This is a genomic window from Nonomuraea sp. NPDC003754 (assembly GCF_053605785.1).
Genome location: NZ_JBSGJX010000036.1, coordinates 77,741 through 103,145 on the forward strand (window position 1 = coordinate 77,741; position 25,405 = coordinate 103,145).

A 25,405-nucleotide genomic window follows, 5' to 3' on the forward strand; every position below is an offset into this window, starting at 1 on the left:
GGGATGACTCCAAGCGGCGTCCCCCGCGCGGGATACGGGGTCAGCCGGGGGTGGTGCGGGTGTTCGGGGTGAGGCCGGCGGTGGCCTGCGCGCACAGCCCGGTCATGCCGGTACGGCCCGCGCCCACGTGCGGTCCTCGGTGAGGAAGCCGTCCAGCGTGAGCCGTTCGCGCTCCAGCTCGTCGGCCAGGTCCTCGACGGTGAGCCGCTGCGACAGGAACGACTGGGTCCACACCCGTTCCCCGGCGGTGTAGCGCATGGTGGCCGCGAACGTGCCCGGCGCGACCTCGTCCACCCGCGTCATCATGATCCCGATGCCGTCGGCCTCGCGGCCCCTGCCCACCGCCCACCGGTCGTGCGCCTCTGGCGGCTGCCACTGGATGAGCACGGACCCGTTCGCGGCGACGTGCCGCGCGCAGGCGGCCAGCAGGTCGCGGCGCAGTTCCCGGTCGGGGATGTTGATCAGGTAGGAGGCCAGGAGCACGGCGTCGAAGCGCCGGTCGAGCGCCAGCTCCTGCGCCCTGGCGTGGACGGTCTGCGCCCCCCGCACGTGCGCGAGCATCTCGGCCGACTCGTCGACGGCGACCACCTGGAAGCCCGCGGCGACGAGCGGGTGGGTCACCCGGCCGGTGCCCGAGCCGAGTTCGAGGATGCTGCCACCGGCGGGCACCGCCGCGCCGATGATGTCGGCCTCGTCGCCCGGCGGCAGCAGGGTGTAGAAGTCGACCGGCGATCCGTCGGGGGTGATGGCTCCTGGCCCGGTTCCGCTGTTCATGATCCGACCCTAACCGCGGAGGGCGCCTCGTGCGGCGGGAGCGGCCCGCCTGGCGGCGGTCGGCCGTGGGCGCCCAGGCGGGCGCGGCTATCCTGGCCCCGTGAACGGCAGGGATCCCGATCGGCGCAGGGCGCTGCTCGACGCGGCCGACCGGGCGATCCTGCGGGACGGGCCCGAGGTGTCGATGGCGGCCATCGCGGCCGAGGCGGGGATCACCAAGCCGATCCTCTACCGCCACTTCGGCGACAAGAGCGGTCTCTACCAGGCGCTGGCCGACCGCCACGTGCGCCGGGTCATCTCGCAGCTGCGTCCGGAGTTCGCCAGGGCCAGGACCGATCCGCGCCGCCGCGCCCGCGCCGCCATCGAGATCTACCTCGACCTCATCTCGGTCAACCTCAACCTCTACCGCTTCCTGTTCCACCGCGCCAGCGCCGAGGACACCAGCGTCCGGTCCCACATGACGGCCCTGGTGCGCGGCCTGGGGGAGGAGCTGGGCGCGGTGCTGGCGGCCGACGAGGTCGTGGCCGACCCCGTGCGCGCGCAGATCCTCGGGCACGCCTTCGTCGGCATGGTGCAGACGACGGGCGACTGGTGGCTCGAGCACCCGGAGGTCGAGCGCGCGCAGGTGGTGGAGGGGCTGGTCGACGTGATCGTGGCGGCCTTCACCCCGCGGAGGGCGACCGCGCCCCGGGCCTGGCGGGGCGCCTGAGCGGCCGACACCCGCTCGTCCGACGCCTGCTCGTAGGGGGCGGGCGGGGGCCGGGCATGGCGCGGGCCCGCCCCAGGAGAGGGGGCGGGCCCGCGTGCCGTACCGGAGAGGGGGTCAGTGGGAGCCGGACAGGTCCAGGTCCTTGACCCGCGGGTCGCCCTCGTCGGCGAAGTACTCCGACGGGCGGGTGGCGTCCTCGCCGTCGGCCACCTTGGCCGCGCGCAGCGCCAGCGTGACCACCGCGGCCACGACGAGGTTGACCGTCAGCGCGATCGCGCCCGCGTAGATGGTCATGGGGGTGTCGAAGCCGAAGTTCTTCAGTGGGAAGGCCGACCCGCCGAAGTGCAGCTTGCCGTTGGCGGGGTTGGGGATGAGGTAGAGCATCCACATGCCCGCCGCCAGGCCGGTCGCCCAGCCGGCGATGAGCCCGCCCTTGTGGAACCAGCGGGTGTAGAGGCCGAGACCCACGGAGGGCAGCGTCTGCAGGATGATCACGCCGCCGATGAGCTGCAGGTCGATGGAGAACTGCGGGTCGAGCAGGAGGATGCACAGCACCGCGCCGACCTTGACGACCAGCGAGACCAGCTTGGAGACCCTGGCCTCCTGCGCGTCGCTCGCCTGCTTGTTGATGTACTCCTTGTAGATGTTGCGGGTGAACAGGTTCGCCGCCGCGATCGACATGATGGCCGCGGGCACCAGGGCGCCGATGCCGATCGCCGCGTAGGCCACGCCGGTGAACCAGTCGGGGAACATCTGGTCGAACAGCACCGGCACGATCGTGTTGGTGTCCGGCTTGCCGGTGGCCGGGTTGACGACGGGCTTGGTGCCCGCCGCGATGGCCATGAAGCCGAGCAGGGCGATCAGGCCCAGCAGGAAGCTGTAGGCGGGCAGCGCCGACATGTTCCGCTTGATCACACCGCGGTTCTTGGAGGCCAGCACGCCGGTGAGGCTGTGCGGGTAGAGGAACAGCGCCAGCGCCGAGCCGAAGGCCAGCGTGATGTACTGCAGCTGGTTGGCGCCGGTGAGCAGGATGCCGTCGGCGGGCGCCGGGGACTTGGCGAACTTGGCCGCCGCCGCGTCGAAGATGCTCCCCCAGCCGCCCAGCCTGGCCGGGATGTAGATGACCGCCGCGAGGATCACGATGTAGATCAGGGTGTCCTTGACGAAGGCGATCAGCGCGGGCGCGCGCAGGCCCGACTGGTAGGTGTAGGCGGCCAGGATCGCGAACGCGATGATGATCGGCAGGTGGCCGGTGATGCCCATGGCCTTCAGCACCGCCTCGATGCCGACCAGCTGCAGCGCGATGTACGGCATGGTGGCGATCAGGCCGGTGATGGCGATCAGCAGCGCCAGCGTGGGGGAGCCGAACCGCGCCCTGACGAAGTCCGCGGGCGTGACGAACCCGTGCACGTGCGAGACCGACCACATGCGCGCCAGCACGAGGAAGACCAGCGGGTAGACCACCACCGTGTACGGCAGGGCGTAGAAGCCCAGCGCGCCCGCGCCGAAGACGAGGGCGGGGACGGCCACGAAGGTGTAGGCGGTGTAGAGGTCGCCGCCGACCAGGAACCAGGTGATCCAGGTGCCGAAGTTGCGCCCGCCCAGGCCCCACTCGTGCAGGCTCTCGATGGATTCGGGCCTGCGCCATCTGGCGGCCACGAAGCCCATGCCGCTGACGACCAGGAACAGCAGGATGAAGACGACCAGCTCGGTCGTGTGCTGCCCGGTCACTTGGTCATCCTGTACACGATCGACGTGCAGGCCACGCCGACCACGATGAAGGCCAGCTGGAGCCAGTAGAACAGCGGGAAGCCCGCCACTCTCGGCTCGTCGGCGTTGAAGAGGAAGGTCAGAAGAGGGAGCACGATCGGCACGAACAGCAGCCAGTTCCATGGACTGCGGTCGCTGCGCTCCTGCCCGGATTCGGGGGTGGACACGGCATCCTCCGGAACGTGAGTATTTGTCCGGAACACTAACGTTCCGGCGCTATTAATCCCGATTACTGAGACATTACGGTTTGGCCTAAACTCGGGTGTCTCATCATGTGGACGGGATGACCGTGACCCTCGCAGCCCCTCGTCGGGGGTGAGGCGGCAGGTCCCACAGGCTGCGATCGCGGACGTCACCGGGCAAGGCTTCTCCCTTCCGTTGCCCGGCACTGTAGAGACGTGACCGATCGGGGTCAGGTCTCCGATCGCCGAACGGTAGCCTCCTCGCGCCGAACGGTCAGCTCGTCGGCGATGTCCCGCGTGCCGTACCCCTCGGGGGCGGCGACCTCGGTGATCGGGTCGGGGCGGTCGTCGAACTCCAGGCGCAGCGCCCTGGACATGGTCGCGTGCATCTCGTACAGGCACGTGAAGTACGTCAGCTCGAGGATCTGCTCGTCGGGCAGGTGCCGCTTCAGCACCGCGAAGACCTCGTCGTGCACGCGGCCGCCGTCGAGCACCAGCCCGTCGGTGTAGGCCAGCACGGCCCGCTCCAGCTCGTCGAACACCCCGCTGACCTGCCAGTGCGCGACCGCGCTCACCTTCTCCTCCGGCACCCCGAGCGCGCGCATCTGCTTGCAGTGCTGGGAGTAGACGAACTGCGACTGGCGCGCCCAGCCCGCCCTGGTCTGCCCCAGCTCCCGCAGCACGGGGTCCAGCGTCGACTCGCGGTAGAGCCGGAAGCCCTTCACGCAGTGCCGGAAGATCGCCGGATCCTGCGCGAACACCGTCCACCACGTGCCCGGCGATCCCGTCGCGGTGCCCTCCGGGGTCAGCAGCCGGTCGTAGAAGAAGGCCACGACCTCGTCGGTCACCTCCTCGCGGGGCACCTGGCGCAGGCGCGGCATCACACCGTCCTGTCGGCGGCGGTCCTGGGCTCGTGCCGCACGTCGCCGGGACGGCCGAGCTCGCGCTGCCAGCAGGCGAACTCGATCAGGATCCCGTCGGGGTCCTTGAAGTAGATGGACCTGACGAACACGCCCTCGTGCGGCTCGGGCGCGACCCCGAACTCGCTGTCGTCGTGGTTGAGCAGCACGCCGACGTCGATGCCCTTGGCGACCAGCCGGTCGCGGTACTCCTCGATCCGCTCCGGCGGGACGTCGAAGGCCAGGTGGTTCATCGACCCGACGGCCGACAGCAGTTCGCCCCGGTCGGGCAGGTTCTTCGGCGCCGAGACGCCGGGGACCCCGTCCGGCGCGTCGGGGAACCAGAAGAAGGCCAGCGCGTTGCCGCCGCCGCAGTCGAAGAAGAAGTGCTGGCCCCACCCCAGGGGCAGCTCGATCGTCTTGATCAGGGGCATGCCGAGGACGCCCGAGTAGAAGTCGACGGTCCGCTTCATGTCCGAGCAGACCAGAGCGATGTGGTTGACGCCGCGCAGCTCGAATTCGCCGTTCATGGTAATCAACTACTTATCACAGCGGTCTTCCCGAAAACATGACAGAGGATGTCGGGGTTCGCCGCGACGATCGTCCCATGAGTGAAACAGTCGCGCTGGTCGCCGGCGCCACCAGGGGAACGGGCAGGGGCATCGCCGTCGAGCTGGGCGCCATCGGGGCCACGGTCTACTGCACCGGACGCAGCACCCGCGAGCAGCGTTCGGAGATGAACAGGGACGAGACGATCGAGGAGACCGCCGAACTGGTCACCAAGGCCGGCGGCAAGGGCATCGCCGTACGCACCGACCATCTGGACCCCGCGCAGGTCAAGCGGCTGATCGAGCGCATCGACGCCGAACAGGGCAGGCTGGACGTGCTGGTCAACGACGTCTGGGGCGCCGACCGGCTGTGGACGTTCGACGCGATGGTGTGGGAGCACGACCTGGACAAGGGCCTGCGGTTGCTGCGGCTGGCGATCGACACCCACCTCATCACCAGCCACCACGCGCTGCCGCTGCTCATCCGCCGGCCCGGCGGGCTCGTCGTCGAGGTCACCGACGGCACGGCCGAATTCAACGGCACGCGCTACCGCAACTCGATGTTCTACGACCTGGCCAAGGTCGCGGTGAACCGGCTGGCCTTCGCCCAGTCGCACGAGCTGCGCCCGCACGGCTGCGCCGCGGTGGCGATCACGCCCGGTTTCCTGCGCTCGGAGGTGATGCTGGAGAACTTCGGCGTCACCGAGGAGAACTGGCGTGAAGGGGCCCGAGTGCACGAGGATTTCATCCTGTCCGAAACCCCGGCCTACACCGGCAGGGCCGTGGCCGCGCTGGCCAAGGACCCGGACCGGATGCGCTGGTCGGGCTCCTCGCTCTCCAGCGGCGAGCTGGCCAAGGCCTACGGCTTCACCGACGTGGACGGCAGCAGGCCCGACGTGTGGCGCTGGATCGTGGAGGTCCGCGAGGCCGGCATCACCGCCGACCCCGCCGACTACCGATAGCGCCGGGTGTCGAGGAACTCGCCGATCATCGAGGCGAGCCGTGCGGCCGCGCGGCCGCACGGGCCCCGTACAGGGCCGACAGCCGGCCGGCCGCCTCGGTCATGAGCGCGCGCAACTCGGCGGGCTCGAGCACCTCGGCCTCGGGGCCGAAGGCCAGCACCTGCGTGTAGGCGATCTCCAGAGACTCCACCGCCAGCACCACCGTGCCGTCGTCGGTCGCCGAGGCCAGCGCGTCGGCCAGCGCGGCCGGGTCGGCCACGTGCCGCAGCTTCCGCAGCCCCGCCGGGGTCAGGCGCAGCGTGATCCTGGTCCTGAGCAGCGAGCGGGCGAACTGCTCCGACCGTTCGGCCCAGAAGGCGGCCAGCTCGAAGGCGGGGTCGCGGTCGAAGCGCCGGCCCGTCAGCACGGTCACGTCGGTGAAGCGGTCGACCCGGTAGACCAGCAGGCGCTCGCCCGCCCGGCCGGCCAGGTACCAGACGCCCGCCTTCAGCACCAGCCCGTACGGCTCGACGGTGCGCTCGGCGGCCTTGTACCTGGCGGTCACGGGATGGTCGCCCCACACCGCCCTGGCCAGCGGCGCCAGCGCCTCCGGCGGCGGGCTGTCGCTGGCGAACCAGCCGGGCGCGTCGAGGTGGAAGCGCTGGGCGGCGGTGGCGGGCGCGTCGCGCAGGCCGGGCGCGAGGGCGGCGGCCGCCTTCAGCCTGGCGGCGGCCGCGACGTCGCGCAGCCCCATGTCGCGCAGCGCGCCGGGCACCCCGGACAGGAACAGCGCCTCGGCCTCGGCCCGGTCCAGCCCGGTCAGCCTGGTGCGGTAGCCGTCGACCAGGCGGTAGCCGCCCGTCCTGCCCCGGTCGGCGTAGACCGGGATGCCGGCCTCGGACAGGGCCAGCACGTCGCGGTGGATGGTGCGCTCGGAGACCTCGAGCTCCTGGGCCAGTTCGGCGGCCGTCATCCCGCCCCGTCCCTGGAGCAGGAGCACCAACGACATCAACCGGGCGGCCCGCACGCCCCGACTCTACCGATCCCGCGGACCCGCGAGCGGCGGCCTGCCGGGCGGGGCCGGGCGTCGTTCAGGCGCCCGGCAGGGGCAGCACCAGCGCGGAAGGCCGGTCGGGATCGTGGAAGACCTCCACGTCGGCCGGCACCATGGGGCCGTCCAGCTCCAGCGGCTCGCCGGTGCCCGGGTTGCGGGCGATCGTGGGATAGGCGCCGCCGGCCACGTGCACCCTGATCCGGTGGCCCCTGGCGAACCGGTGCGCGATCGGCCACAGGTCCACCCGCACCCGGCGCACCTCGCCGTTCTCGCCGGTCACCAGCCGGCGCACGCCCTCGCAGACGTTCATCGAGCGCCCGTCCGGGTGCACGTCGCACACCCGCACGACGACGTCGACGTACGGCGTGCTCGTCCTGACGTACAGCTCGGCCGAGACCGGGCCGATCGCCTCGGTGTCCTCCCGCAGCACGGGCGAGGTGTAGACGAGCACGTCCCTGCGCGCCTCCAGCCTGCGCTGGTCGCGCGGCCGGGAGTCGGCCAGCAGCACCGGGCCGCCCAGCACGGGCGTCGGATGGGCGGGGTGGTAGCGGTAGCGGTCCGGCGCCGACTCCAGCGGCCCTTCGGGGCCGAGCCCGAAGGCGCGCTGCAGGTGCCAGCGCACGCCGCGCGTGCCCGGCACCGGCCAGTCGGGGTAGTCGCGCCACTCGCCGGCGCCCGTCACGTACAGCCGCACCGGGGAGGACCGCAGGCCCGAGACATCGCCCAGCAGGTGCGCCCTGAACCATGCCAGGGCCTCCGCCCTGGTCACCGGGCCGTGCCTGAGGTCGATGTGCCACCAGGGGCCGATCGTCAGGTACGGCTGCCGCCCCGCCGCCCGCATCGCCTCGTAGTCGCGCAGCTGCCACGGCAGGAACACGTCGTACCAGCCGCCCAGCATGGTGACCGCCGCCTCGACCTGCCCGACCGCCGATGAGAAGTCCCGCCTGTCCCAGTACGGCACGGCCGGATCGGCGTGGTGGGTCAGCAGGTCGCGGTAGAACGGCAGCGCCTGTCCCGCCGAGACCAGGTCGAGCTCGGCCACCGGCCGCCCCGACAGCACGGCCCGCCGCGTCATCCGCGGCGCCCGCCACACCGCCGTGCCGCCGAACCGGCGCGCCATGCCGTTGGTCAGCGTGGTCCAGCTGAGCGCCGACTCCAGTGCGAACGCCCCGCCCACGTAGGCGGCGTCCCTGAACTGGGAGGCGGTGATCTGGGTGGCCATCGCCTTCAGCTCGGGTCCGGCGTAGGGGGCGATCGCCCACTGTGTGTAGCCGAGGTAGGAGGGGCCGTGCATCGCGAACGTGCCCGGGTACCACGCCTGGCGGCGCATCCACTCGAGGGTCGCCATGCCGTCGTCGTGCTCGTCGCCGAGCGGGTCGAGCAGCCCTCCCGAACCGAAGCCGCCCCGGCAGCTCTGGATCACGACCTGGAAGCCGTGGCGGGCGAACCCGCGCCCGTAGGCCAGCCCGAACAGGCCGCGCCTGCCGTACGGCGAGCGGATCAGGATCACCGGGGCCCGCTCGGCCCCGACCGGCTCGTAGCGGTCGGCCAGCAGTGTCACGCCGTCCGGCATCGGGACGGGAAGATCCCGGTAGACACGCACACGCATTACCAATGAGTAACATAATCGCCCAGGACCGGACAATATGACGACCATCACGCGGCCCGTGCCGCTTATTACGGTCGCGTAAGGCGATCTCCACTTGGCAAACTATCCGGTCATGGGACGAATTGCTTCATTTGTCGCTTTGGGGGACAGCTTCACCGAAGGTCTCGAGGACCCCGCCGACGTCGGATACCGGGGCTGGGCCGACCGGCTGGCCGAGCACATCGCGGCCGAGCGGCCGGGGTCGCGCTACGCCAACCTGGCGGTGCGGGGACGCCTGATCGACGAGATCGTCGGCGAGCAGGTGCCGCAGGCCGTCGCGCTGCGCCCCGACCTCGTCTCGCTGTGCGCGGGAGGCAACGACATCCTGCGCCCGGGAAGCGGCCCCGAGGTGGTCGCGGCCCGGCTGGAGGAGGGCGTGGCGGCGCTGAACGCGGCGGGGGCCAAGGTGATGCTGTTCACCGGGTTCGACCTGCGCGAGGTGCCGGTGATGCGGCTGGCGCACAGCAAGATCGAGGTCTTCAACCTGCACATCCACGACATCGCCCGCCGCTACGACACCTTCCTGGTGGACCTGTGGCCGATGGCCGTGCTGCGCGACAGGCGGGCCTGGAACGAGGACCGGCTGCACCTGTCGTCCGACGGCCACCGCCGGGTGGCGTTGCGCGCGGCCGAGGTGCTGGGCGTGGCCGTCGAGGAGGACTGGCGCGAGCCGTACCCGCCGCAGGTGCCGCCGCAGTGGACCGACGCCCGCCGTGCGGACCTGCGATGGGCCAGGCAGTACCTCGGCCCGTGGATCAACCGGCGCATTCACGGACGCTCCTCGGGCGACGGCGTTCCCCCGAAGCGTCCCGAGCTGGCCCCGCTGGACACGGTGTCCTGACCGGCCGCCGCGCTGACCGTCCGCCGCCCCGATCGGCCCGCTGTCCTGCAGTGGCGCGCCCGTGTGTCGCGTTGCGTGATCTCCGATGCGGCGGCTAGGCTTGCCACATGCGAATCCGCTTGCAGCTTCAATGGTGGCGCCGCTTCTAGGCGGCGCGAGATTCGCATTCCTCAAACGGACGGCCGCCCCGGAAGGCGGCCATTCCTGTCTCCGCCCCGGGGCTCATGAGCTAGCAAGGGGCTTTGAGTGGAGACGAGCGGATATACCACCGCTGGGGGCGTCAGCGTCGAGCGTGAGATACGTGAGGTGCCGGAGGCGGCCCTCGAGGAGATCGTGACCGCGCTGGGCGAGCGACGCGGCGGCGCGTTCTCCTCCGGCATGGACTACCCGGGCCGCTACAGCCGATGGGCGTTCGGCTACGTGGACCCCTGCGTCGAGCTGGTCGCCAGGGGGCGCACCATCGCGGCGCGCGCGCTCAACGAGCGCGGCAAGGTGGTGCTGCCCGTGCTGGCGTCCTGCCTGCTGGCGGCGGGCAAGCCCGTCTCCGAGCCGACGGACGTCCACGTGGAGGTCCACATCGCCGAGCCCGGCACCGAGCCGGGCGAGGTGCTGCCGGAGGAGATGCGCAGCCGCCGCCCGACGGTGTTCACCGCCATCCGCGAGGTGATCGCCGCCTTCAAGGGCGCCGACCCGCACCTCGGCCTGTACGGCGCGTTCGGCTACGACCTGGCCTTCCAGTTCGAGCCGATCCGCCACGAGCTGGAACGGCCGGCCGACCAGCGCGACCTGGTCCTCCACCTGCCCGACAGGATCGTCGTCATCGACCGGCAGCGCGAGACGTGCGTGGAGCACCGCTACGAGTTCGCCGTGGACGGCGTCTCCACCAAGGGCCTGGAGCGCACCGGCGAGACCTTCCCGCAGGTGGCCCCGGACGAGATCCCGAAGAACCCGGAGAAGGGCGCCTACGCGAGCGTCGTCGCGGCGGCCAAGGAGCGCTTCAAGCGCGGCGACCTGTTCGAGGTCGTGCCCGGCCAGGTCTTCCACGCCCCCTGCGCCGACCCGGCGTCCTTCTACCGCGGCCTGCGCCAGTCCAACCCGGCCCCCTACGAGTTCATCATCAACCTCGGCGACGGCGAGCACCTGGTCGGCGCCTCGCCCGAGATGTACGTCCGCGTCACCGGCGACCGGGTCGAGACCTGCCCCATCTCCGGCACCATCGCCCGCGGCGCCAACCCCGTCGAGGACGCCGAGGCCATCCGCACCCTCCTGTCCAGCGTGAAGGAGGAGTCGGAGCTGACGATGTGCACCGATGTCGACCGCAACGACAAGTCGCGCATCTGCGTGCCCGGCAGCGTCCAGGTCATCGGGCGCCGCCAGATCGAGCTCTACTCCCGCCTGATCCACACCGTCGACCACATCGAGGGCCGCCTGCGCCCCGAGTTCGACGCCCTCGACGCCTTCCTGACCCACATGTGGGCCGTCACCGTCACCGGCGCCCCCAAGGCGTGGGCGATGCAGTTCATCGAGGACCACGAGGCCACCACCCGCAGGTGGTACGGCGGAGCGATCGGCTACATCGGCTTCGACGGCTCGATGAACACCGGCCTGACCCTGCGCACCGCGCAGATCAGGCACGGCGTGGCCACCGTCAGGGCGGGGGCGACGCTGCTGTTCGACTCCGACCCCGAGGCCGAGGAGCGCGAGACCGAGCTCAAGGCCAGCGCTCTGCTCGGCGCCCTGGCCGCCGTCAACCAGCCTGCCTCGGTCGCGCAGGCGCCGGTGCGGGAGCAGCCGGGCCAGGGGATGAAGGTCCTGCTGGTCGACCACGAGGACTCCTTCGTCAACACCCTGGCCGACTACTTCCGTCAGGAGGGCGCCGACGTCGTCACCCTGCGCCACGGCTTCCCGGCGGAGATGATCGACACGATCGCCCCCGACCTGGTGGTCCTGTCGCCGGGGCCCGGCTGGCCGTCCGACTTCGGCATGTCGGCCCTCATCGACGAGGTGTACGGCAGGGGCCTGCCGGTCTTCGGCGTCTGCCTCGGCCTGCAGGCCATGGTCGAGCAGGCGGGCGGCAGCCTGGACCTGCTCGGTTACCCCGAGCACGGCAAGCGCGGCCGCGTCTCCAGGGTCGGCGACAGCGCCCTGCTCGAGGGCCTGCCCGCCGAGTTCGTCGCCGCCCGCTACCACTCGCTGCACGCCAAGCGGCCGGGCGTGGTCGGGTTCACCGTCACCGCGCTCACGCCCGACGGCAACGTGATGGCGATCGAGGACACGGCCAACCGGCGTTTCGCCGTCCAGTTCCACCCCGAGTCGATCCTGACCGTGGAGGGCGGGGCCGGCGCGAAGATCATCGCGAACGTCCTGCGCCTGGCGCGCAGGTCCTGACCGGAACACCGGGGCGAGGGCCCCCTCCCGTCCGGAGGGAGCCCCGTCCCCGCCGCGCGGCGGTCGCGCGGCGGCGGTTCCCGCTGCGGGGGTCTTCGATGTACGCGGTCGGCAAAATTTCCGTGACCGGCTGTGATCACGCTCTAGAGTCGGGCGCATGCTCCCCGTCACCCTCCCGGACGCCGTGCGCGATGCCCTGCTCGCCCCGCTCGTCGACCACCACTGCCACGGGGTGCGCCGCGACGATCTCAGCCGCGCCCAGTTCGAGCTGCTGATCAGCGAGTCCCGCCTGCCCGCCCCGCCCGGCACCACCCACTTCGACACGCCGTTCGGCGCGGCCATCCGCCGCTGGTGCGCGCCCGTGCTCGACCTCGATCCCCACGCCCCTCCGGCCGTCTATCTCGCCAGGCGCGCCGAGCTCGGCGCGGAGGAGGTCAACAGCCGGCTGCTGCGGGCCGCGGGCGTGGTCGCCTTCCTCGTCGACACCGGCCTCGAGGCGCCCGAGCTGCTGACGGCGGCGGAGATGGGCCGGCAGGGCGGCGCGGCGGCCGACGAGATCGTCCGCCTGGAGCAGATCGAGCAGGACATCGCCGAGACCGCGGCCGTCGCGGTCGACTACATGGACAGCCTCACCGAGGAGCTCACCGCCAGGGCGGCCCGCGCCGTCGGGTTCAAGTCGATCATCGCCTACCGGTGCGGCCTCGACTTCGACCCCTCACGGCCCAGCAGGGGCTCGGTGATCGCCGCGGCCAACCGCAGGCTCTCCGATCCCAAGGAGCGCCTGGCCGACCCGATCCTGCTGCGCCACCTGCTGTGGACGGCCGTCGACGTCGCCCGCGAGCGCGGGCTGCCGATCCAGTTCCACACCGGCTACGGCGACGCCGACCTCGACCTGTCGCGCGCCGACCCGGCGCGGATGACCGGCTTCATCAGGGCGCTGCAGCCCCTCGGCGTGCCCGTCGTCCTGCTCCACTGCTACCCCTTCCACCGGCAGGCCGCCTACCTCGCGGGGGTGTTCCCGCACGTCTACGCCGACGTCGGCCTCGCGCTCACCCACACCGCCGCGGGCTCGGCCAGGGTGCTCGAGGAAGTGCTGGAGCTGGTGCCGTTCCACAAGCAGCTGTTCAGCTCCGACTGCTACGGCGCGGCCGAGACCTGCCACATCGGCGCGCTGTACTTCAGGCGCGGCCTGGCGAGCGTGCTGGCGGCCAGGATCGAGTCGGGGGAGTGGACCGCCGCCGACGCCGCCCGTGCCGCCCACATGATCGGCTCGGGCAACGCCCGCCGCGTCTACCGCCTGTGAGATCTCTGGAGCTTTCTCCAGCGAATGCGTCGAACGCTGGACTGATCTCCATGTCGGAGGGTCGGTTGATCGTGTTTTTCTAGGCGCATGCAATCGAGAGTGATCGTGCCCGCCAGCCAAGGCCGGGCCGTGAAGGTCACAGCCGGGCAGCGGGTGCGAGTGGTCGACGTCGACGGCGGCCAGGTCGGCGACCTGTTCGCCTTCGCCGCCGACGACGTGACCGAACATCTCAGCGCCGCCCACACCCGCGCCTTCACCAGCCGCCTGTTCCCCGCGCCGGGCGAGCACTTCGTCACCGACCGGCGCAGGCCCATCCTCACCATGGCGGAGGACACCTCGCCGGGCTGGCACGACATGCTCATCGCCGCGTGCGACCCCGCCCGGTACGCCGCGCTGGGCGTGCGCGGGTTCCACGCCTCCTGCGCCGACAACCTGCGCCACAGCCTCGACCGGCTGGGCCTGTCGTTTCCCGGCACCCCCCAGCCCGTCAACGTGTTCATGCGGATCCCCGTGGCCGACGACGGCGGGCTGAGCTGGCTGAGCGCGATCAGCCGCCCCGGCGACGCGATCACCTTCGAGGCCGCCATGGACTGCGTGGTCGTGGTCTCGGCCTGCCCGCAGGACCTGGTGGAGATCAACGGGCACCGGCCGACCCCGCTGGCCATCGAGGTGCTCGACCCCCACGGCCACACCCACGGCGACCCCCACGGCGACCCCCACGACGACCTCACCGACACCGAGGAGTGAACGAACGATGACCCATCCCGCGCTGCGACCCGAACGGCTCGGCGGGCTCGAGCTGACCAACCGGCTCGCCGTCTCGCCCATGAGCAGAGTGTCGGCCGCCCCCGACGGCACGCCGACGGCCGAGATGACCGACTACTACCGCGCCTACGCCCAGGGCGGCTTCTCCCTCGTCATCACCGAGGGGACCTACACCGACACGCGCTACAGCCAGGGATACCCCAACCAGCCCGGCATCGTCTCCGACCGGCACGTGGCCGCCTGGCGGGAGATCACCGACGCGGTGCACGCCGCCGGCTCGCCCATCGTGCTCCAGCTCATGCACGCCGGCGCGCTGTCGCAGGCCAACCGCCACACCGACGTCACGGCGGGGCCGTCGGCCGTCACCCCGCGCGGGCAGAAGATGCCCGAGTACGGCGGGCACGGCCCCTGGCCGAAGCCGATCGCGATGAGCCAGGACGACATCGACGCGGCGGTGCGCGGTTTCGCGGAGTCGGCGGCCCGCGCCAGGCAGGCCGGCTTCGACGGCGTCGAGGTGCACGCCGCCAACGGCTACCTGCTCGACCAGTTCCTGACCGACTACACCAACCTGCGCGACGACCGCTACGGAGGTTCGGCCGCCAACCGGGCGAGCCTGACGGCCGAGGTGGTGTCGGCCATCCGCGAGCGGACCGGCCCCGACTTCTGCGTGGGTGTACGGCTGTCGCAGACCAAGGTCAACGACTTCCGGCACCGGTGGGCGGGCGGCGCCCGCGAGGCGGAGACCATCTTCTCCACCCTGGCCGAGGTGGGCCCGGACTACCTGCACATCGCCAGCGAGGGCCGGGACTGGATCGAGACCGCCACCCTGGAGGGCGGCATCACCATCACCGGGCTGGCCCGCAAGGTGACCGGGCTGCCGGTGATCGCCAACGGCGGCATGCACGATCCGCGCCAGGCGGCCACCGTCCTCGAGGACGGGCACGCCGACGTGCTGTCCATCGGCAGGGGCGCGCTGGCCAACCCCGACTTCCCGCGGCGCCTGGCCGAGGGGCTGCCGCTGGCGGCCTTCGACCACGAGATGCTGCAGCCGATGGCGACGCTGAGCCATGCTCGTCTGTGGCGGCAGGCCGCCGAGGCGTCGGCCTGAGCCGGGTACGACAGGAGGACGGATGGGCAGCACTCAATCGTGGCACGGCGCGGCCAGCGCGGTCGTGACACTGACCTTCGACGTGGACGCGGAGACGCCGATACTCGCCCAGGGCCGCGGCTACGCGGACCACGCCATGACGATGTCGCACCAGGCCTACGGTCCCGAGGTCGGCCTGCCCCGCATCCTGGCGCTGCTGGACGAGCTGGCCGTCCCCGCCACGTTCTTCGTGCCCGGCTGGGTGGCCGAGCACCGGCCGGGCCTGGCCTCCTCGATCGCCGAGCGCGGGCACGAGGTGGCCCACCACTCCTACAGCCACCGGCCGCCCACGTCGATGACCGCCCAGGAGGAGCGGGCCGACTTCGAGCGGGCGCTGGCGGTCTTCGACAAACAGGGCATCGAGATCCTGGGCCACCGGGCCGCGCTGTGGGAGGCGTCGTGGCAGACGGCCGACCTGGTCGCCGAGTACGGCCTGCGCTACGACTCCTCCCTGATGGGGGACGACCGGCCGTACCAGGTGGAGACGGCCGCCGGACGGATCGTCGAACTGCCCGTCCACTGGTCGCTCGACGACTGGGAGCAGTACGCGTTCCTGCCCGCCCCGCACATCGGCTCGGTCATCGAGTCGCCGGTCAAGGTGCTCGAGCTGTGGCGGGCCGAGCTGGACGGCATGCGCCACTACGGGGGCCTGTTCAACCTGTGCGTGCACCCGTTCCTGTCAGGACGGCCGGGCCGCGCCATGGCGTTGCGCCGCTTCATCGAGTACGCGCGCGGCTGCTCGGACGTGGCCTTCGCCCGCTGCGGCGACCTGGCGAAGATCGCCGCAGCCGACGTCGACCTGACGGTCCGGCGGCCGCGGCCCCCGGAGGTGGACCCCGAGGTCTACCCGCTCTGACGTCGTCAGTCGACGGCGTCGGCGGCCAGCGCCAGGAACAGGTCCACCCGGTCCTCGGTACGGCCCACGTCCCTGCCGGTCAGTTCCACGATCTTGGCCAGGCGGTTGCGCAGCGTGTTGACGTGCACGTGCAACGCTCCCGCCGTGGCCGCCCACTGCCCGTCGTGGTCGAGGAAGGCGCGCAGGGTCAGCTCCAGCTCGCCGCCGCGCCGCGCGTCGTGCGCCCGCAGCGGCCCGAGCAGATCGTCGGAGAACTGGCGCAGCGTCTCCTCATCCAGCAGGCCGAGCAGCAGCCGGTGGGTGCCGAGCTCGGCGAACCCCCGCACCGCGGGCCCGGTGCGGGTGCGGCGCAGCACCCGGCAGGCCTCACGCGACTGCAGCAGCCGCGGGCGCAGCTCCGCCGCGTGCGGGGCCAGCCCGCTCAGCCCCACCACGGGCCGCAGGCGGGGGAAGCGCCGCTCGATGCCGCTCACCAGGCGCCGGGCCAGCTCCGGCAGCCGGCCCTCCGGCTGCCGCCAGGGCAGCACCGCGACGACGTCCTGGGTACCGCCGGCCACCACGGCCGGCACCCCCTCCAGCGCGAACAGCTCGCCGATCACCTCGGCCAGCCCGTGGACGGTGGCGGCCTCCTCGCCGGCGAAGGCCACCGCGCACACGGCCAGCGGCCCGCTGGGGTCCACGCCGAAGGCGCGCAACCGCCCCGGCACCTCGGCCGCCCGCCTGCCTCCTGACAGCACCATCTCCAGCAGTTCGCTGGCGAAGCGCATCTCGATCGCCTGGACCGCCTGCTGCTTGGCGACCTCCAGGCTCAGGAAGCGCGCCGTCTGCTCCAGGGCCTCCCGCTCGGCCGCGCCGAGCTCGCGCAGCGGGCGCAGGCAGATGAGGGCGGCGTCGATGTCGCCGACCGCCCCGACGGGGAACAGCGCCGCCCGCCCGGCGGACCCGAGGTCGACCTCCAGCGCGGGCGGGCGCCTGGCCAGCCCTTCGGCCACGGCCCGCAGCTGGTCGGCGTCGAGCGCGGCGCCGGCCACGGCGAGCGAGCGGCCCATCCTGTCGACCACCGCCAGGGGCAGGTCGTGATCGCCCCTGAGCACGTCGAGCACGCCGGAGGCGCCCGCGCCCCGGGAGATCGCGGTGGCCAGGGCGTCGCCCCGCCGTACCATGCTGACCAGCGCCTGCTTGCGGTCGTCGGTCGACATCGCGGCGACGACCCGGGAGACCTCCGTGAACGGGACGGCGATGGAGATCTCCAGCAGCGGCAGCTCCGCCTCGCGGCAGGCGGCGACGAGATCCTCGGGCGTGTGCGGCGTCTCGGCCCGCAGCCCGAACATGATCCCGGCCGCCCTGGCCGCCTTGACGCTGGCCACGAACCGCGCCGCGGGCACCTGCTCGGCCCACAGGCCGTTCGTCATCACCAGCTCGCCCTCGCGCACGTAGCGCGAGGGGTCGGGAAGTTCGGTGTTGTGCACCCACGCGAGGGGCCGCTCCAGCGCGCCGGCCGGGCCCGGCACCAGCAGGCGCAGCTCGAGCTCGTCATGGTGCAGCAGGGTCCCGAGCGTGAACACGCTAGAACTCTATACAGCCAACACGTCGTTCTCTAGAGGTTCCTCCACTCCCTGTGCCCGGGATCGGCGTGCTTGTGTGGGGCACATCACCAAGGAGGACACCATGCGATCCACCACACGGTCCAACACGGCCGCTCCGGCCGCCGAGAGCGACGGCGTCCGCTTCGACGCCCACGGCGTCGAGCCCATTCCGCCCTCCGCCCGCGACTCCACCCCCTGGCAGCAGTTCTGGATCTGGACCGGTGCCAACATCGCCCCGATCAACTGGGTCCTCGGCTCGCTGGGCGTGACCCTGGGCCTCAGCCTCCTGGAGACCATCGCCGTCATCGCGATCGGCAACCTCGCCGGCTGCGCGATCTTCGGTCTGTTCAACCTGATGGGGCACCGCACGGGCGTCAATCAGATGGTGATCGGCCGCGGCGCCTTCGGCCGCGCCGGAGCGGTCGTGCCCGGCGTCGTCCAGGGGCTGCTGACCATGGGCTGGGTCGGCGTCAACACCTGGGTCGTGCTCGACCTGGTGCTCGCCATCCTCGCCCGCATGGGCGTCGAGGGCGGCCTCGGGCTGAAGTACCTGGTCGCCGCGATCATCATGGTCGTGCAGCTGGGCCTGGCGCTCTACGGCTTCTACGCCATCCGCACCTTCGAGAAGTACACGGTGCCGGTCACCGTACTGATCATGGCGGTCATGACGGTGCTGGCCGCCGTCCAGGTCGACCCGCAGTGGACGGCCGCGACCGCCGCCGAACCCGGCGCCAAGCTGACCGCCGTCACCCAGCTGCTGACCGCCATCGGCATCGGCTGGGGCATCAGCTGGCTGCCCTACTCGGCCGACTACAGCCGCTTCGTCCGCCCCGGCGCCTCCGGCGCCTCGGTGTTCTGGTCGACGGCGCTCGGCATGTACGTGCCCACGGTATGGCTGGCCGGCCTCGGCGCCTACCTGAGCAGCGGCAGCGGCGGCAGCGACCCGTCGACCCTGGTGACCAACACCTTCGGCGCGCTGGCCGTCCCGGTCCTGCTGCTGGTCATGCACGGGCCCGTCGCCACCAACATCCTCAACCTGTACTCCTGTTCGCTGGCGGCGCTGTCGATCGGCATCCGCGTCGCCCGCTGGAAGCTGACCCTGATCGCCGGCCTCGTGGCCTCCGCCGTGCTGGTCGTCTTCGTGCAGGCCGACGACTTCGCCCAGGCCTTCGACCACTGGATGGTCTCCATCTTGGTGTGGATCAGCCCGTGGGCGAGCATCCTGATGGTCGACTACTTCGTGATACGGCGCGGCCGCATGGACGTCGAGACGCTGTACACCGACGCGGCCTCGCCCTACGGGCCGGTGAACTGGAGGGCGCTGGCCAGCCTTGTGCTGGGGCTCGTGGCGGCCTGGAGCTGGCAGTACGGCATGGTCCCGCTCACCCAGGGCCCCATCGCGCGGGCGCTGAACGACACCGACTTCTCCTGGCTGTCGGGCGGCCTGGTGGCCGGCGGGCTCTACTACCTGCTCGTCCGGAACCGCGTCACGATCCAGGCAGAGGCGGCGCGCCGATGACCGGGCCGACCGGCGCGCGCGTGCACGTCATCACCACCGGAGGCACGATCGCCTCCAGGCCGGGCCGCGACGGCGCGGTGCGGGTGGCCGTGCAGGGACACGATCTGGTCTCCGCGGCCGGCGTGCGGGTCACGGTGGAGGAGCTCATGCTCGCCCACAGCTTCGACCTCACGGTGGCCGAGTCCCTGCGGATCGCCGAGCGGGCCCGCGCCGTGGCCGGCGACCCCGAAGTGGCCGGAGTCGTCGTCACCCACGGCACCGACACCATGGAGGAGACGGCGTACCTGACCGACCTGCTGCTGGAACCCGGCCACACCGTGGTCTTCACCGGAGCGCAGCGGCACGCGGGCCTGCCCGACAGCGACGGGCCGCGCAACATCGCCGACGCCGTCCGCGTCGCCGCCGAGGCCACGGGGCTCGGCGCGGTCATCGTCATGGCGCAGCTCGTGCACGCCGCCCGCCACGCCACCAAGTCCCACACGCTGGCGCCGGACGCTTACTCCTCTCCCGGGGCCGGGCCCGTCGGCCACGTGCACGGCGACCGCCTCCACCTGACCTCGCGCCCGGTCCGCTCGCCCTGGCTCACCCCCGGCGAGCGGGTCTCCCTGGAGGCCCGCGTCGATATCGTGCCCGCCTACCTGGGCGCGGACGGCGTCCACGTGGCCGCCTCCCGGCAGGCGGGCGCCCGCGGCATCGTCCTGGAGGCGATGGGCGCCGGCAACGCGACGCCCGGGCTGCTCGCCGAGATCCGGACCTGCCTGGCCGAGGGCATGCTCGTCCTGGTGTCCTCGCGCTGCCGGCAGGGGCCCGCCACGCCGATCTACGAGAGCGGCGGCGTCGCGCTCGAGCGGGCCGGCGCGATCTTCGCGGGCACGCTCACCGCCCCCAAAGCCAGGCTCCTGCTGGCCGCCGCCCTGTCGGCCGAACGCGACCCCCGTCAGGCCGCGGCCCGCCTGGCCGCCTACCTGGGCGCCTGATCCGGCCGCCCGCCGGACGCGTGCCGCCCGGCACGGGAGGAGAGGCGTACGATGGCGGGCGGCCAGAACGGTGAGAGCAAGGGGGATCCACCCAGTGAGCGACGAGCCACGTTTCCTGAACGACGTGACGGTCGAACTCGTCAAGCACAGCGCGTCGGACACCGACGTGCTGTGGGCGGCCAGGGTGTCGACGGCGGGGGAGCAGTCACTCGACGAGATCAACAAGGATCCCGAGCGGTCCAAGGGCCTGATCAACTACCTGATGCGCGACCGCCACGGCAGCCCGTTCGAGCACAACTCGATGACCTTCTTCATCAGCGCCCCGATCCTGGTCTTCCGCGAGTTCATGCGGCACCGGGTCGGCTGGTCCTACAACGAGGAGAGCGGCCGCTACCGCGAGCTGCAGCCCGTCTTCTACGTGCCCGGCGAGCAGCGCAAGCTGGTCCAGGAGGGCAAGCCGGGCCGCTACGTCTTCGTCGAGGGCACCCCCGAGCAGCACAAGCTGGTCAGCGAGGCCATGGAGAGCGCCTACCGGCAGTCCTACGCCGCCTACCAGGAGATGCTGGGGGCCGGCGTCGCCCGCGAGGTCGCCCGCGCCGTGCTGCCCGTGGGCCTGTTCTCCACGATGTACGCCACCTGCAACGCCCGCTCGCTCATGCACTTCCTGTCGCTGCGCACCAAGAACGAGCAGGCCAAGGTGCCCTCTTTCCCGCAGCGGGAGATCGAGATGGTCGCCGAGAAGATGGAGGCGGCCTGGGCCGAACTGATGCCGCTCACCCACGCCGCGTTCGTGGCCAACGGGCGGATCGCCCCGTGAAGGTCCTCATCTCCGGCGGGGCCGGATACATCGGCAGCACCGTCGCCTCGGCCTGCCTCGACGCAGGCATCACCCCGGTCATCCTCGACAACCTGGTCACCGGGCGCGCCGAGTTCGCGCGGGGGCGCGCCTTCTACGAGGGCGACATCGCCGACGCCGCCCTCGTGGACCGCGTCTTCGCCGAGCACCCCGACATCGAGGCGGTCGTCCACTGCGCGGCGCTCATCGTGGTGCCCGACTCGGTGGCCGACCCGGTCGGCTACTACCAGGCCAACGTCGCCAAGAGCCTCGACTTCGTCTCCCACCTGCTGCGCAACGGCTGCGAAAAGCTGATCTTCAGCTCGTCCGCGTCGATCTACGCGGCGGGCGCCGACTTCACCGTCGACGAGAGCTCGCCGCTGGCGCCGCAGAGCCCCTACGCCCGCACCAAGGCCGTGTGCGAGGCGATGTTCGCCGACATCTCGGCCACCCAGCCGATCAGGATCCTGTCGCTGCGCTACTTCAACCCGATCGGGGCCGACCCGAAGATGCGCACCGGCCTGCAGCTGCGCCGGCCCAGCCACGCGCTCGGCAAGATGATCGAGGCGTGGGAGGAGGGCACGCCGTTCCAGATCACCGGCACCTCGTGGCCCACCCGTGACGGCTCCGGCATCCGCGACTACATCCACGTGTGGGACCTGGCCACCGCGCACGTCGCCGCCCTCGAGCGCTTCGACACTTTCACCGACGACGTCATCAACCTCGGCACCGGCACCGGCACGACCGTGCGCGAGCTGGCCGCCGCCTTCAACCAGGTGGTGGACAGGCCCATCGAGGTCGTGGAGACCGGCCCGCGCCCCGGCGACGTGGCGGGCGCCTACACCCGTACCGACCTGGCCGGGCGGCTGCTCGGCTGGCAGGCCAGGCACACCGTCGCCGAGGGCATCGCGCACTCGCTCGAGTGGGCGCGGATCCGCGAGGAGATCCTGGGCTAGTACGGCTCCAGCCGGCGGGCCCGGCCACGTACGGCTGGAGGCGGTTCCGGACGGCTGGAGCCCGGCCGCCGGCTCCGGCGCAGCTACAGCACGGCCGCCGGCTCCCGCCCAGCTACAGCACGGCCGCCCGCACGGTCAGCACGTCGGGCAGGTGGGCGGCCACCTCCTCCCAGGTGTCGCCGTCGTCGCGCGAGGCGTAGACAGAGCCGTCGCGGGTGCCGAAGAAGATGCCCGCCCTGCCGCCGTCGAGCGCGGCGGCCGTCATGGCGTCGCGCAGGACCGAGGCGTAGACCGGGCCCTCGGGCAGGCCCTTGCCGTGGGCCTGCCAGCTGGCCCCCGCGTCGTCGCTGCGGAAGACCTGGTAGCGGTGGCCGACCGGGGTGCGGTCGAGATCGGCGTGCAGCGGAAGGACGTAGAGCGTGTCGGGCCTGCCCGGGTGCACGACGACGGGGAAGCCGAAGTCGGAGGGCAGCGAGGAGCCGATGTCGGTCCACGACCCGCCGAAGTCGTCGCTGCGGTAGACGCCGAAGTGGTGCTGCAGGAACAGCCGCTCGGGCCGGGCCGGGTGGAAGCCCACCTTGTGCACGCACTGCCCGAACTCGGGATACTGCTGCCCCTCGGGCAGGAACGGCGCCCTGATCCCCCGGTTGGCCGCCTCCCACGACTGGCCGCCGTCGCTCGTGCGGTAGAAACCGCCGCTCGAGATCGCCACGCCCATGATCTTCGGGTCGGTGGGGTGGCTGAGGATGGTGTGCAGGCACAGGCCGCCGCCCCCCGGCTGCCAGCGTGCCCGGTGCGGATGCTCCCACAGCCCCTCGACCAGGGAGTAGGTGATGCCGCCGTCCTCGGAGCGGAACAGCGCCCCTGGCTCGACCCCCGCCCAGACCACGCCGGGCTCGGACGGCGAGGGCAGCAACTGCCAGACCCGCTCCAGGGTGGCGCCCGTGCTCTCGGGGAAGGCGATGGGCGGCTTGTCCGCCTCCTGCCAGCTCGCGCCGAGATCATCGGAGTACATCACCGAAGGGCCGAAGTGGCCGTACTCGATGCCGGCCAGCAGCCTCGGCCGCTCACCCCTGGTGTCGATCGCGACCGCGTGGACCCCGACCGTGGAGAACTGGATCGGTTCGACCTCGAAGGGGCCGCCGCCGCGGGACCGGGCGAGGAAGAGCCCCTTGCGGGTGCCGACGGCGAGTAGTGCGTCGCTCATGATGGTCTCCCATGTTGGCTTGCTGGCCATCGTGCCACGTGGCGCCGACAATCTCCGGGCAGCGCCGCATGCACGGCCGGGCGTGCGGAGCCTGTGTCCCGGGTCGGGGGGATATGTCCCGGCAAGGGGAGAGCCCGGTTGACCCTCACACGATGTCAGGCCACAGGCTCCCGGCCATGTCGATCACCTACGTGGGCTCCGGGCCGTACTGCTACGCCAACTCGCTGGCCATGATCCTGGGCGCCAAGGCGCCACCCGCCTCGGTCATCGAGGTCCTGACCGGCTCGCCGTACGGCATGCAGCTGATCGGCGGCCGCCTGCCGCTGTTCGACCCCTTCGGCTGGGATCCCGACCAGGGCCTCGACACCGCGATCGAACTGCTGGGTTGGACGTGCGAGCGCGGCGACGGCGGCACGGCCGCCGAGGCCGTGGCGCGCCTGCGGGCCGGCTGCGAGCACGGCCCGGTCCTGGCGGGCCCGCTGGAGCTGGGGCTGCTGCTGTACCAGCCCGGCTCCGGCGAGGCGGTCGCGGCCGACCACTACGTGGTCGTGCTGGAGGCGGACGACGACTCCGTGCTGCTGCACGATCCCCAGGGATACCCCTACGCCACGCTGCCGACCCAGGACTTCGTGGCCGCCTGGCGCGGCGAGCTCGTCAGCTATCTGCCGCGGCCGTTCGCGATGCGGTCCGGGTTCGTCCGGCGGGCACGGGTGGAGCCGGAGCAGGCGTTGCGGCGCTCGCTGCCGGTGTCGCTGGCCTGGCTGGCGGGCCGGTCGGACGTGGCCGTCGAACCCGGCACGCTGGGGCAGGCCGCCGCCGCCGAACGCGCCGCTGAGCTGGTGGAGGAGGGGCTCGACCCGCAGGTCAGGGACCTGCTCGAGGCGTTCGCCGTCCGGGTGGGCGCCCGCCGGCTCAACGACCTGGCGCACTGTCTGCGCGTCCTGGACCTGCCGGACGGCGCCGCCGTCGCCGCGCGGCAGGCGCGCATCGTGGGCGGCCTGCAACGGCCCCTCGTGGCGGGCGACGACGCTGCGCTCGCGGCCGGACTGCGCGAGCTGGCGCCCACCTACGAACAGCTGCACGCCGCCCTCACCTGACCGGCCCGCCCTCACCTGACCGGCCCGCGCCCGCCAGGTCGGCCCGCGCCTGCCTGGTCGGCCCGCCCGCTCCAGACCGGCCCTGACCGGTTCCTGAGCGGTCCGCCCGCCGGATCCGCCGGGGGAGGGGCGGTCTACGCTTTCCTGACGCGGCGCCAGGTCGCGATCGGTACGGAGGTGCGGGCTTTGAGCAGGCGCATGGAGATCCAGGTGACGGGAACCCGTCCCCGGCAGCGCGGCCACGACCGGGGCCGCCGCACCCGCGACGAGATCGCGCGGGCGTGGCGCGCCTACGAGGAGCTCTTCGCGGCCACCGCCGCGGCCGGCGGCGTGCCGCTCGACGTCCCCGCGCTCGCCCTGGGGACGGTCGCCGCGACCCGCGCCTGGGCGCCGGAGCTCGTCGAGGAGATGGAGGGCGTGGCCGAGGGCGCGGGCGTGCCGCTCTGGACCGTCGCCGCGCTCAACGCGCGCACCGAGATCCTCGCCGCGGCGGGCGGGCCGCGCGCGGGAGAGTGTTCCACGGTGGTCCACGCCGCCTCCCGGACGGCCGGCGGCCAGTGCTGGGACTGGCACGAGGAACTGGCCGCCATGTGGCACATCCAGTGGGTGCGCGGCGACACGTGGGCGTTCGCCGGGATCACCGAGCACGGCATCCTGGCGAAGATCGGCGTCAACGAGGCCGGCGTGGGGCTGCTGTTCAACATCCTCGGCCACACCGACGACGGGGCGGGCGGCGTGCCCGTCCACCTGGCCGCCCGCCGGGTGCTCGGCGGCGCCGGCTCGTTCGAGGAGGCGGTCGCCATGCTGCGCGACGCCCCGGTCTCCGCCTCCACCGTGATGACCGTCGTGACCGCCGGCCGTGCGGCCTCCGTCGAGCTGAGCCCGGCCGGCGCCAGGGTGGTCGAGCCGGACGGCGACGGCTGGCTGGTGCGCACCAACCACTTCCTGGATCCCGCGCTCGCCGCGGGGGAGTTGCGCGGGCGGCTGGACCCGGACACCCACGACCGGCTGCGCCTGCTCGGCGCCCGGGTGCGGGGCCGTCCCGGCCTGGACGGCCCCGGTGACCTGGCCACCCTGCTCACCGCCCATCCCGGCGACGGCGCGGAGGTGTGCTGCCACGCGCCGGCCGGGGGCGCGCTCGGCACCCGGTGGGCGACGCTGGCCACGGTGGCGATCGAACCGGCGGACCGGCGGATCCTGGTGCACGACGGCGGCCCGTGCACGGCACGGCCACCGGCGTGGACGGCACTCACCGCGACCCCGCTCTGACACCGCGCCGCGCCGCCAGGACCGCCACCCGGCGGCCCCGCCCTGACGTGCCGCCCCGGCGGCCCCGCCCTGACGTGCTGCCCCGGCGGCCCCGCCCTGACGTGCTGCCCCGGCGGCCCCGCCCTGACGTGCTG

The 25,405-nt window shown here is 72.4% G+C and carries 23 protein-coding genes; 14 read left to right on the forward strand and 9 right to left on the reverse strand.

Annotation, left to right across the window (positions count from 1 at the left end; all coding sequences use genetic code 11):
* Positions 1–102 precede the first annotated feature (102 nt).
* The gene (locus ACWEVS_RS34470; RefSeq protein ID WP_452417399.1) at positions 103–774 is read right to left on the reverse strand and encodes a class I SAM-dependent methyltransferase; all 672 of its coding nucleotides are present in this window, start codon (positions 772–774) and stop codon (positions 103–105) included.
* Positions 775–874: 100 nt separating this feature from the next.
* Here ACWEVS_RS34470 and ACWEVS_RS34475 point away from each other — a divergent pair, with 100 nt between their 5' ends.
* Positions 875–1,483 carry a TetR/AcrR family transcriptional regulator gene (locus ACWEVS_RS34475; RefSeq protein WP_452554850.1) on the forward strand — a complete coding sequence of 203 codons (609 nt, stop codon included), beginning with the start codon at positions 875–877 and terminating at the stop codon, positions 1,481–1,483.
* Positions 1,484–1,597: 114 nt separating this feature from the next.
* On the opposite strand, the gene mctP is transcribed toward ACWEVS_RS34475, so the two are convergent.
* The 4 genes from mctP to ACWEVS_RS34495 all read right to left on the reverse strand — a co-directional run bounded on the left by mctP (position 1,598) and on the right by ACWEVS_RS34495 (position 4,864).
* A complete protein-coding gene (gene mctP / locus ACWEVS_RS34480; protein WP_449925198.1) occupies positions 1,598–3,214 on the reverse strand; it encodes a monocarboxylate uptake permease MctP in 1,617 nt (538 codons plus the stop codon).
* Positions 3,211–3,420: a DUF3311 domain-containing protein gene (locus ACWEVS_RS34485; protein WP_354906895.1), complete on the reverse strand. Its 210-nt coding sequence runs from the start codon at positions 3,418–3,420 to the stop codon at positions 3,211–3,213. Before ACWEVS_RS34485 ends, mctP begins: the two co-directional genes overlap by 4 nt.
* A 245-nt stretch (positions 3,421–3,665) precedes the next feature.
* A complete protein-coding gene (locus tag ACWEVS_RS34490; RefSeq protein ID WP_449925195.1) occupies positions 3,666–4,316 on the reverse strand; it encodes a carboxymuconolactone decarboxylase family protein in 651 nt (216 codons plus the stop codon).
* On the reverse strand, positions 4,316–4,864 hold the full coding sequence (locus tag ACWEVS_RS34495; RefSeq protein ID WP_449925193.1) for a VOC family protein: 549 nt from the start codon (positions 4,862–4,864) through the stop codon (positions 4,316–4,318). The genes ACWEVS_RS34490 and ACWEVS_RS34495 overlap by 1 nt, the downstream gene beginning before the upstream one ends.
* A gap of 77 nt (positions 4,865–4,941) precedes the next feature.
* Here ACWEVS_RS34495 and ACWEVS_RS34500 point away from each other — a divergent pair, with 77 nt between their 5' ends.
* A complete protein-coding gene (locus ACWEVS_RS34500) occupies positions 4,942–5,844 on the forward strand; it encodes an SDR family oxidoreductase (protein WP_452554853.1) in 903 nt (300 codons plus the stop codon).
* A gap of 25 nt (positions 5,845–5,869) precedes the next feature.
* On the opposite strand, the gene ACWEVS_RS34505 is transcribed toward ACWEVS_RS34500, so the two are convergent.
* Together ACWEVS_RS34505 and ACWEVS_RS34510 are read right to left on the reverse strand one after the other, a co-directional pair.
* On the reverse strand, positions 5,870–6,850 hold the full coding sequence (locus ACWEVS_RS34505) for a helix-turn-helix transcriptional regulator (protein WP_452417402.1): 981 nt from the start codon (positions 6,848–6,850) through the stop codon (positions 5,870–5,872).
* 64 nt (positions 6,851–6,914) lie between these two features.
* A complete protein-coding gene (locus ACWEVS_RS34510) occupies positions 6,915–8,486 on the reverse strand; it encodes a CocE/NonD family hydrolase (protein WP_452554855.1) in 1,572 nt (523 codons plus the stop codon).
* A 112-nt stretch (positions 8,487–8,598) separates the two neighbouring features.
* Between ACWEVS_RS34510 and ACWEVS_RS34515 the strand changes: the two genes are divergently transcribed.
* The 6 genes from ACWEVS_RS34515 (at position 8,599) to ACWEVS_RS34540 (ending at position 15,825) form a co-directional block, all read left to right on the forward strand.
* Entirely contained in the window at positions 8,599–9,366 is a 768-nt protein-coding gene (locus tag ACWEVS_RS34515; protein ID WP_449925188.1) for an SGNH/GDSL hydrolase family protein, read from the forward strand.
* A gap of 246 nt (positions 9,367–9,612) precedes the next feature.
* Positions 9,613–11,754, forward strand: a complete 2,142-nt coding sequence (locus ACWEVS_RS34520) for an anthranilate synthase component I (RefSeq protein WP_452554857.1) — start codon at positions 9,613–9,615, stop codon at positions 11,752–11,754.
* A 157-nt stretch (positions 11,755–11,911) separates the two neighbouring features.
* On the forward strand, positions 11,912–13,057 hold the full coding sequence (locus tag ACWEVS_RS34525; protein WP_354906887.1) for an amidohydrolase family protein: 1,146 nt from the start codon (positions 11,912–11,914) through the stop codon (positions 13,055–13,057).
* An 87-nt stretch (positions 13,058–13,144) separates the two neighbouring features.
* Positions 13,145–13,804: a DUF1989 domain-containing protein gene (locus ACWEVS_RS34530; RefSeq protein WP_452417410.1), complete on the forward strand. Its 660-nt coding sequence runs from the start codon at positions 13,145–13,147 to the stop codon at positions 13,802–13,804.
* Positions 13,805–13,811: 7 nt separating this feature from the next.
* A complete protein-coding gene (locus ACWEVS_RS34535) occupies positions 13,812–14,930 on the forward strand; it encodes an oxidoreductase (RefSeq protein WP_452554859.1) in 1,119 nt (372 codons plus the stop codon).
* Positions 14,931–14,952: 22 nt separating this feature from the next.
* The gene (locus tag ACWEVS_RS34540; RefSeq protein ID WP_452554861.1) at positions 14,953–15,825 is read left to right on the forward strand and encodes a polysaccharide deacetylase family protein; all 873 of its coding nucleotides are present in this window, start codon (positions 14,953–14,955) and stop codon (positions 15,823–15,825) included.
* A 5-nt stretch (positions 15,826–15,830) separates the two neighbouring features.
* On the opposite strand, the gene ACWEVS_RS34545 is transcribed toward ACWEVS_RS34540, so the two are convergent.
* Complete coding sequence (locus tag ACWEVS_RS34545) at positions 15,831–17,390, reverse strand: PucR family transcriptional regulator (protein ID WP_452554863.1); 1,560 nt, start codon at positions 17,388–17,390, stop codon at positions 15,831–15,833.
* A 103-nt stretch (positions 17,391–17,493) separates the two neighbouring features.
* On the opposite strand from ACWEVS_RS34545, the gene ACWEVS_RS34550 reads away from it, so the two are divergent.
* The 4 genes from ACWEVS_RS34550 to galE all read left to right on the forward strand — a co-directional run bounded on the left by ACWEVS_RS34550 (position 17,494) and on the right by galE (position 21,698).
* Entirely contained in the window at positions 17,494–18,930 is a 1,437-nt protein-coding gene (locus ACWEVS_RS34550; protein WP_452554865.1) for a purine-cytosine permease family protein, read from the forward strand.
* Positions 18,927–19,907 (forward strand): asparaginase, encoded by a 981-nt coding sequence (locus ACWEVS_RS34555; RefSeq protein ID WP_452554867.1) that lies wholly within the window; start codon positions 18,927–18,929, stop codon positions 19,905–19,907. Before ACWEVS_RS34550 ends, ACWEVS_RS34555 begins: the two co-directional genes overlap by 4 nt.
* Positions 19,908–20,001: 94 nt before the next feature.
* Positions 20,002–20,724 carry an FAD-dependent thymidylate synthase gene (thyX, locus tag ACWEVS_RS34560; RefSeq protein ID WP_452417418.1) on the forward strand — a complete coding sequence of 241 codons (723 nt, stop codon included), beginning with the start codon at positions 20,002–20,004 and terminating at the stop codon, positions 20,722–20,724.
* Positions 20,721–21,698 carry a UDP-glucose 4-epimerase GalE gene (galE, locus tag ACWEVS_RS34565; protein WP_449925169.1) on the forward strand — a complete coding sequence of 326 codons (978 nt, stop codon included), beginning with the start codon at positions 20,721–20,723 and terminating at the stop codon, positions 21,696–21,698. Before thyX ends, galE begins: the two co-directional genes overlap by 4 nt.
* Before the next feature lie 112 nt (positions 21,699–21,810).
* Here the strand turns inward: galE and ACWEVS_RS34570 are convergent, their stop codons facing one another.
* Positions 21,811–22,905, reverse strand: a complete 1,095-nt coding sequence (locus ACWEVS_RS34570) for a WD40/YVTN/BNR-like repeat-containing protein (RefSeq protein ID WP_452417422.1) — start codon at positions 22,903–22,905, stop codon at positions 21,811–21,813.
* Positions 22,906–23,081: 176 nt separating this feature from the next.
* On the opposite strand from ACWEVS_RS34570, the gene ACWEVS_RS34575 reads away from it, so the two are divergent.
* Both ACWEVS_RS34575 and ACWEVS_RS34580 read left to right on the forward strand, forming a co-directional pair.
* A complete protein-coding gene (locus tag ACWEVS_RS34575; RefSeq protein ID WP_452554869.1) occupies positions 23,082–24,002 on the forward strand; it encodes a hypothetical protein in 921 nt (306 codons plus the stop codon).
* Between the two features lie 186 nt (positions 24,003–24,188).
* Complete coding sequence (locus tag ACWEVS_RS34580) at positions 24,189–25,271, forward strand: C45 family autoproteolytic acyltransferase/hydolase (protein WP_452554871.1); 1,083 nt, start codon at positions 24,189–24,191, stop codon at positions 25,269–25,271.
* Positions 25,272–25,405: the final 134 nt, after the last annotated feature.

Bases quoted from the DNA above. Each gene is read 5' to 3' on its own strand.
- ACWEVS_RS34515 (WP_449925188.1), top strand. From the start codon at position 8,599: ATGGGACGAATTGCTTCATTTGTCGCTTTGGGGGACAGCTTCACCGAA.
- ACWEVS_RS34510 (WP_452554855.1), bottom strand. From the start codon at position 8,486: ATGCGTGTGCGTGTCTACCGGGATCTTCCCGTCCCGATGCCGGACGGC.
- ACWEVS_RS34535 (WP_452554859.1), top strand. From the start codon at position 13,812: ATGACCCATCCCGCGCTGCGACCCGAACGGCTCGGCGGGCTCGAGCTG.
- ACWEVS_RS34500 (WP_452554853.1), top strand. From the start codon at position 4,942: ATGAGTGAAACAGTCGCGCTGGTCGCCGGCGCCACCAGGGGAACGGGC.
- ACWEVS_RS34550 (WP_452554865.1), top strand. From the start codon at position 17,494: ATGCGATCCACCACACGGTCCAACACGGCCGCTCCGGCCGCCGAGAGC.
- ACWEVS_RS34540 (WP_452554861.1), top strand. From the start codon at position 14,953: ATGGGCAGCACTCAATCGTGGCACGGCGCGGCCAGCGCGGTCGTGACA.
- ACWEVS_RS34495 (WP_449925193.1), bottom strand. From the start codon at position 4,864: ATGAACGGCGAATTCGAGCTGCGCGGCGTCAACCACATCGCTCTGGTC.
- ACWEVS_RS34470 (WP_452417399.1), bottom strand. From the start codon at position 774: ATGAACAGCGGAACCGGGCCAGGAGCCATCACCCCCGACGGATCGCCG.
- ACWEVS_RS34575 (WP_452554869.1), top strand. From the start codon at position 23,082: ATGTCGATCACCTACGTGGGCTCCGGGCCGTACTGCTACGCCAACTCG.
- ACWEVS_RS34555 (WP_452554867.1), top strand. From the start codon at position 18,927: ATGACCGGGCCGACCGGCGCGCGCGTGCACGTCATCACCACCGGAGGC.
- ACWEVS_RS34490 (WP_449925195.1), bottom strand. From the start codon at position 4,316: ATGCCGCGCCTGCGCCAGGTGCCCCGCGAGGAGGTGACCGACGAGGTC.
- ACWEVS_RS34570 (WP_452417422.1), bottom strand. From the start codon at position 22,905: ATGAGCGACGCACTACTCGCCGTCGGCACCCGCAAGGGGCTCTTCCTC.
- ACWEVS_RS34530 (WP_452417410.1), top strand. From the start codon at position 13,145: ATGCAATCGAGAGTGATCGTGCCCGCCAGCCAAGGCCGGGCCGTGAAG.
- ACWEVS_RS34525 (WP_354906887.1), top strand. From the start codon at position 11,912: ATGCTCCCCGTCACCCTCCCGGACGCCGTGCGCGATGCCCTGCTCGCC.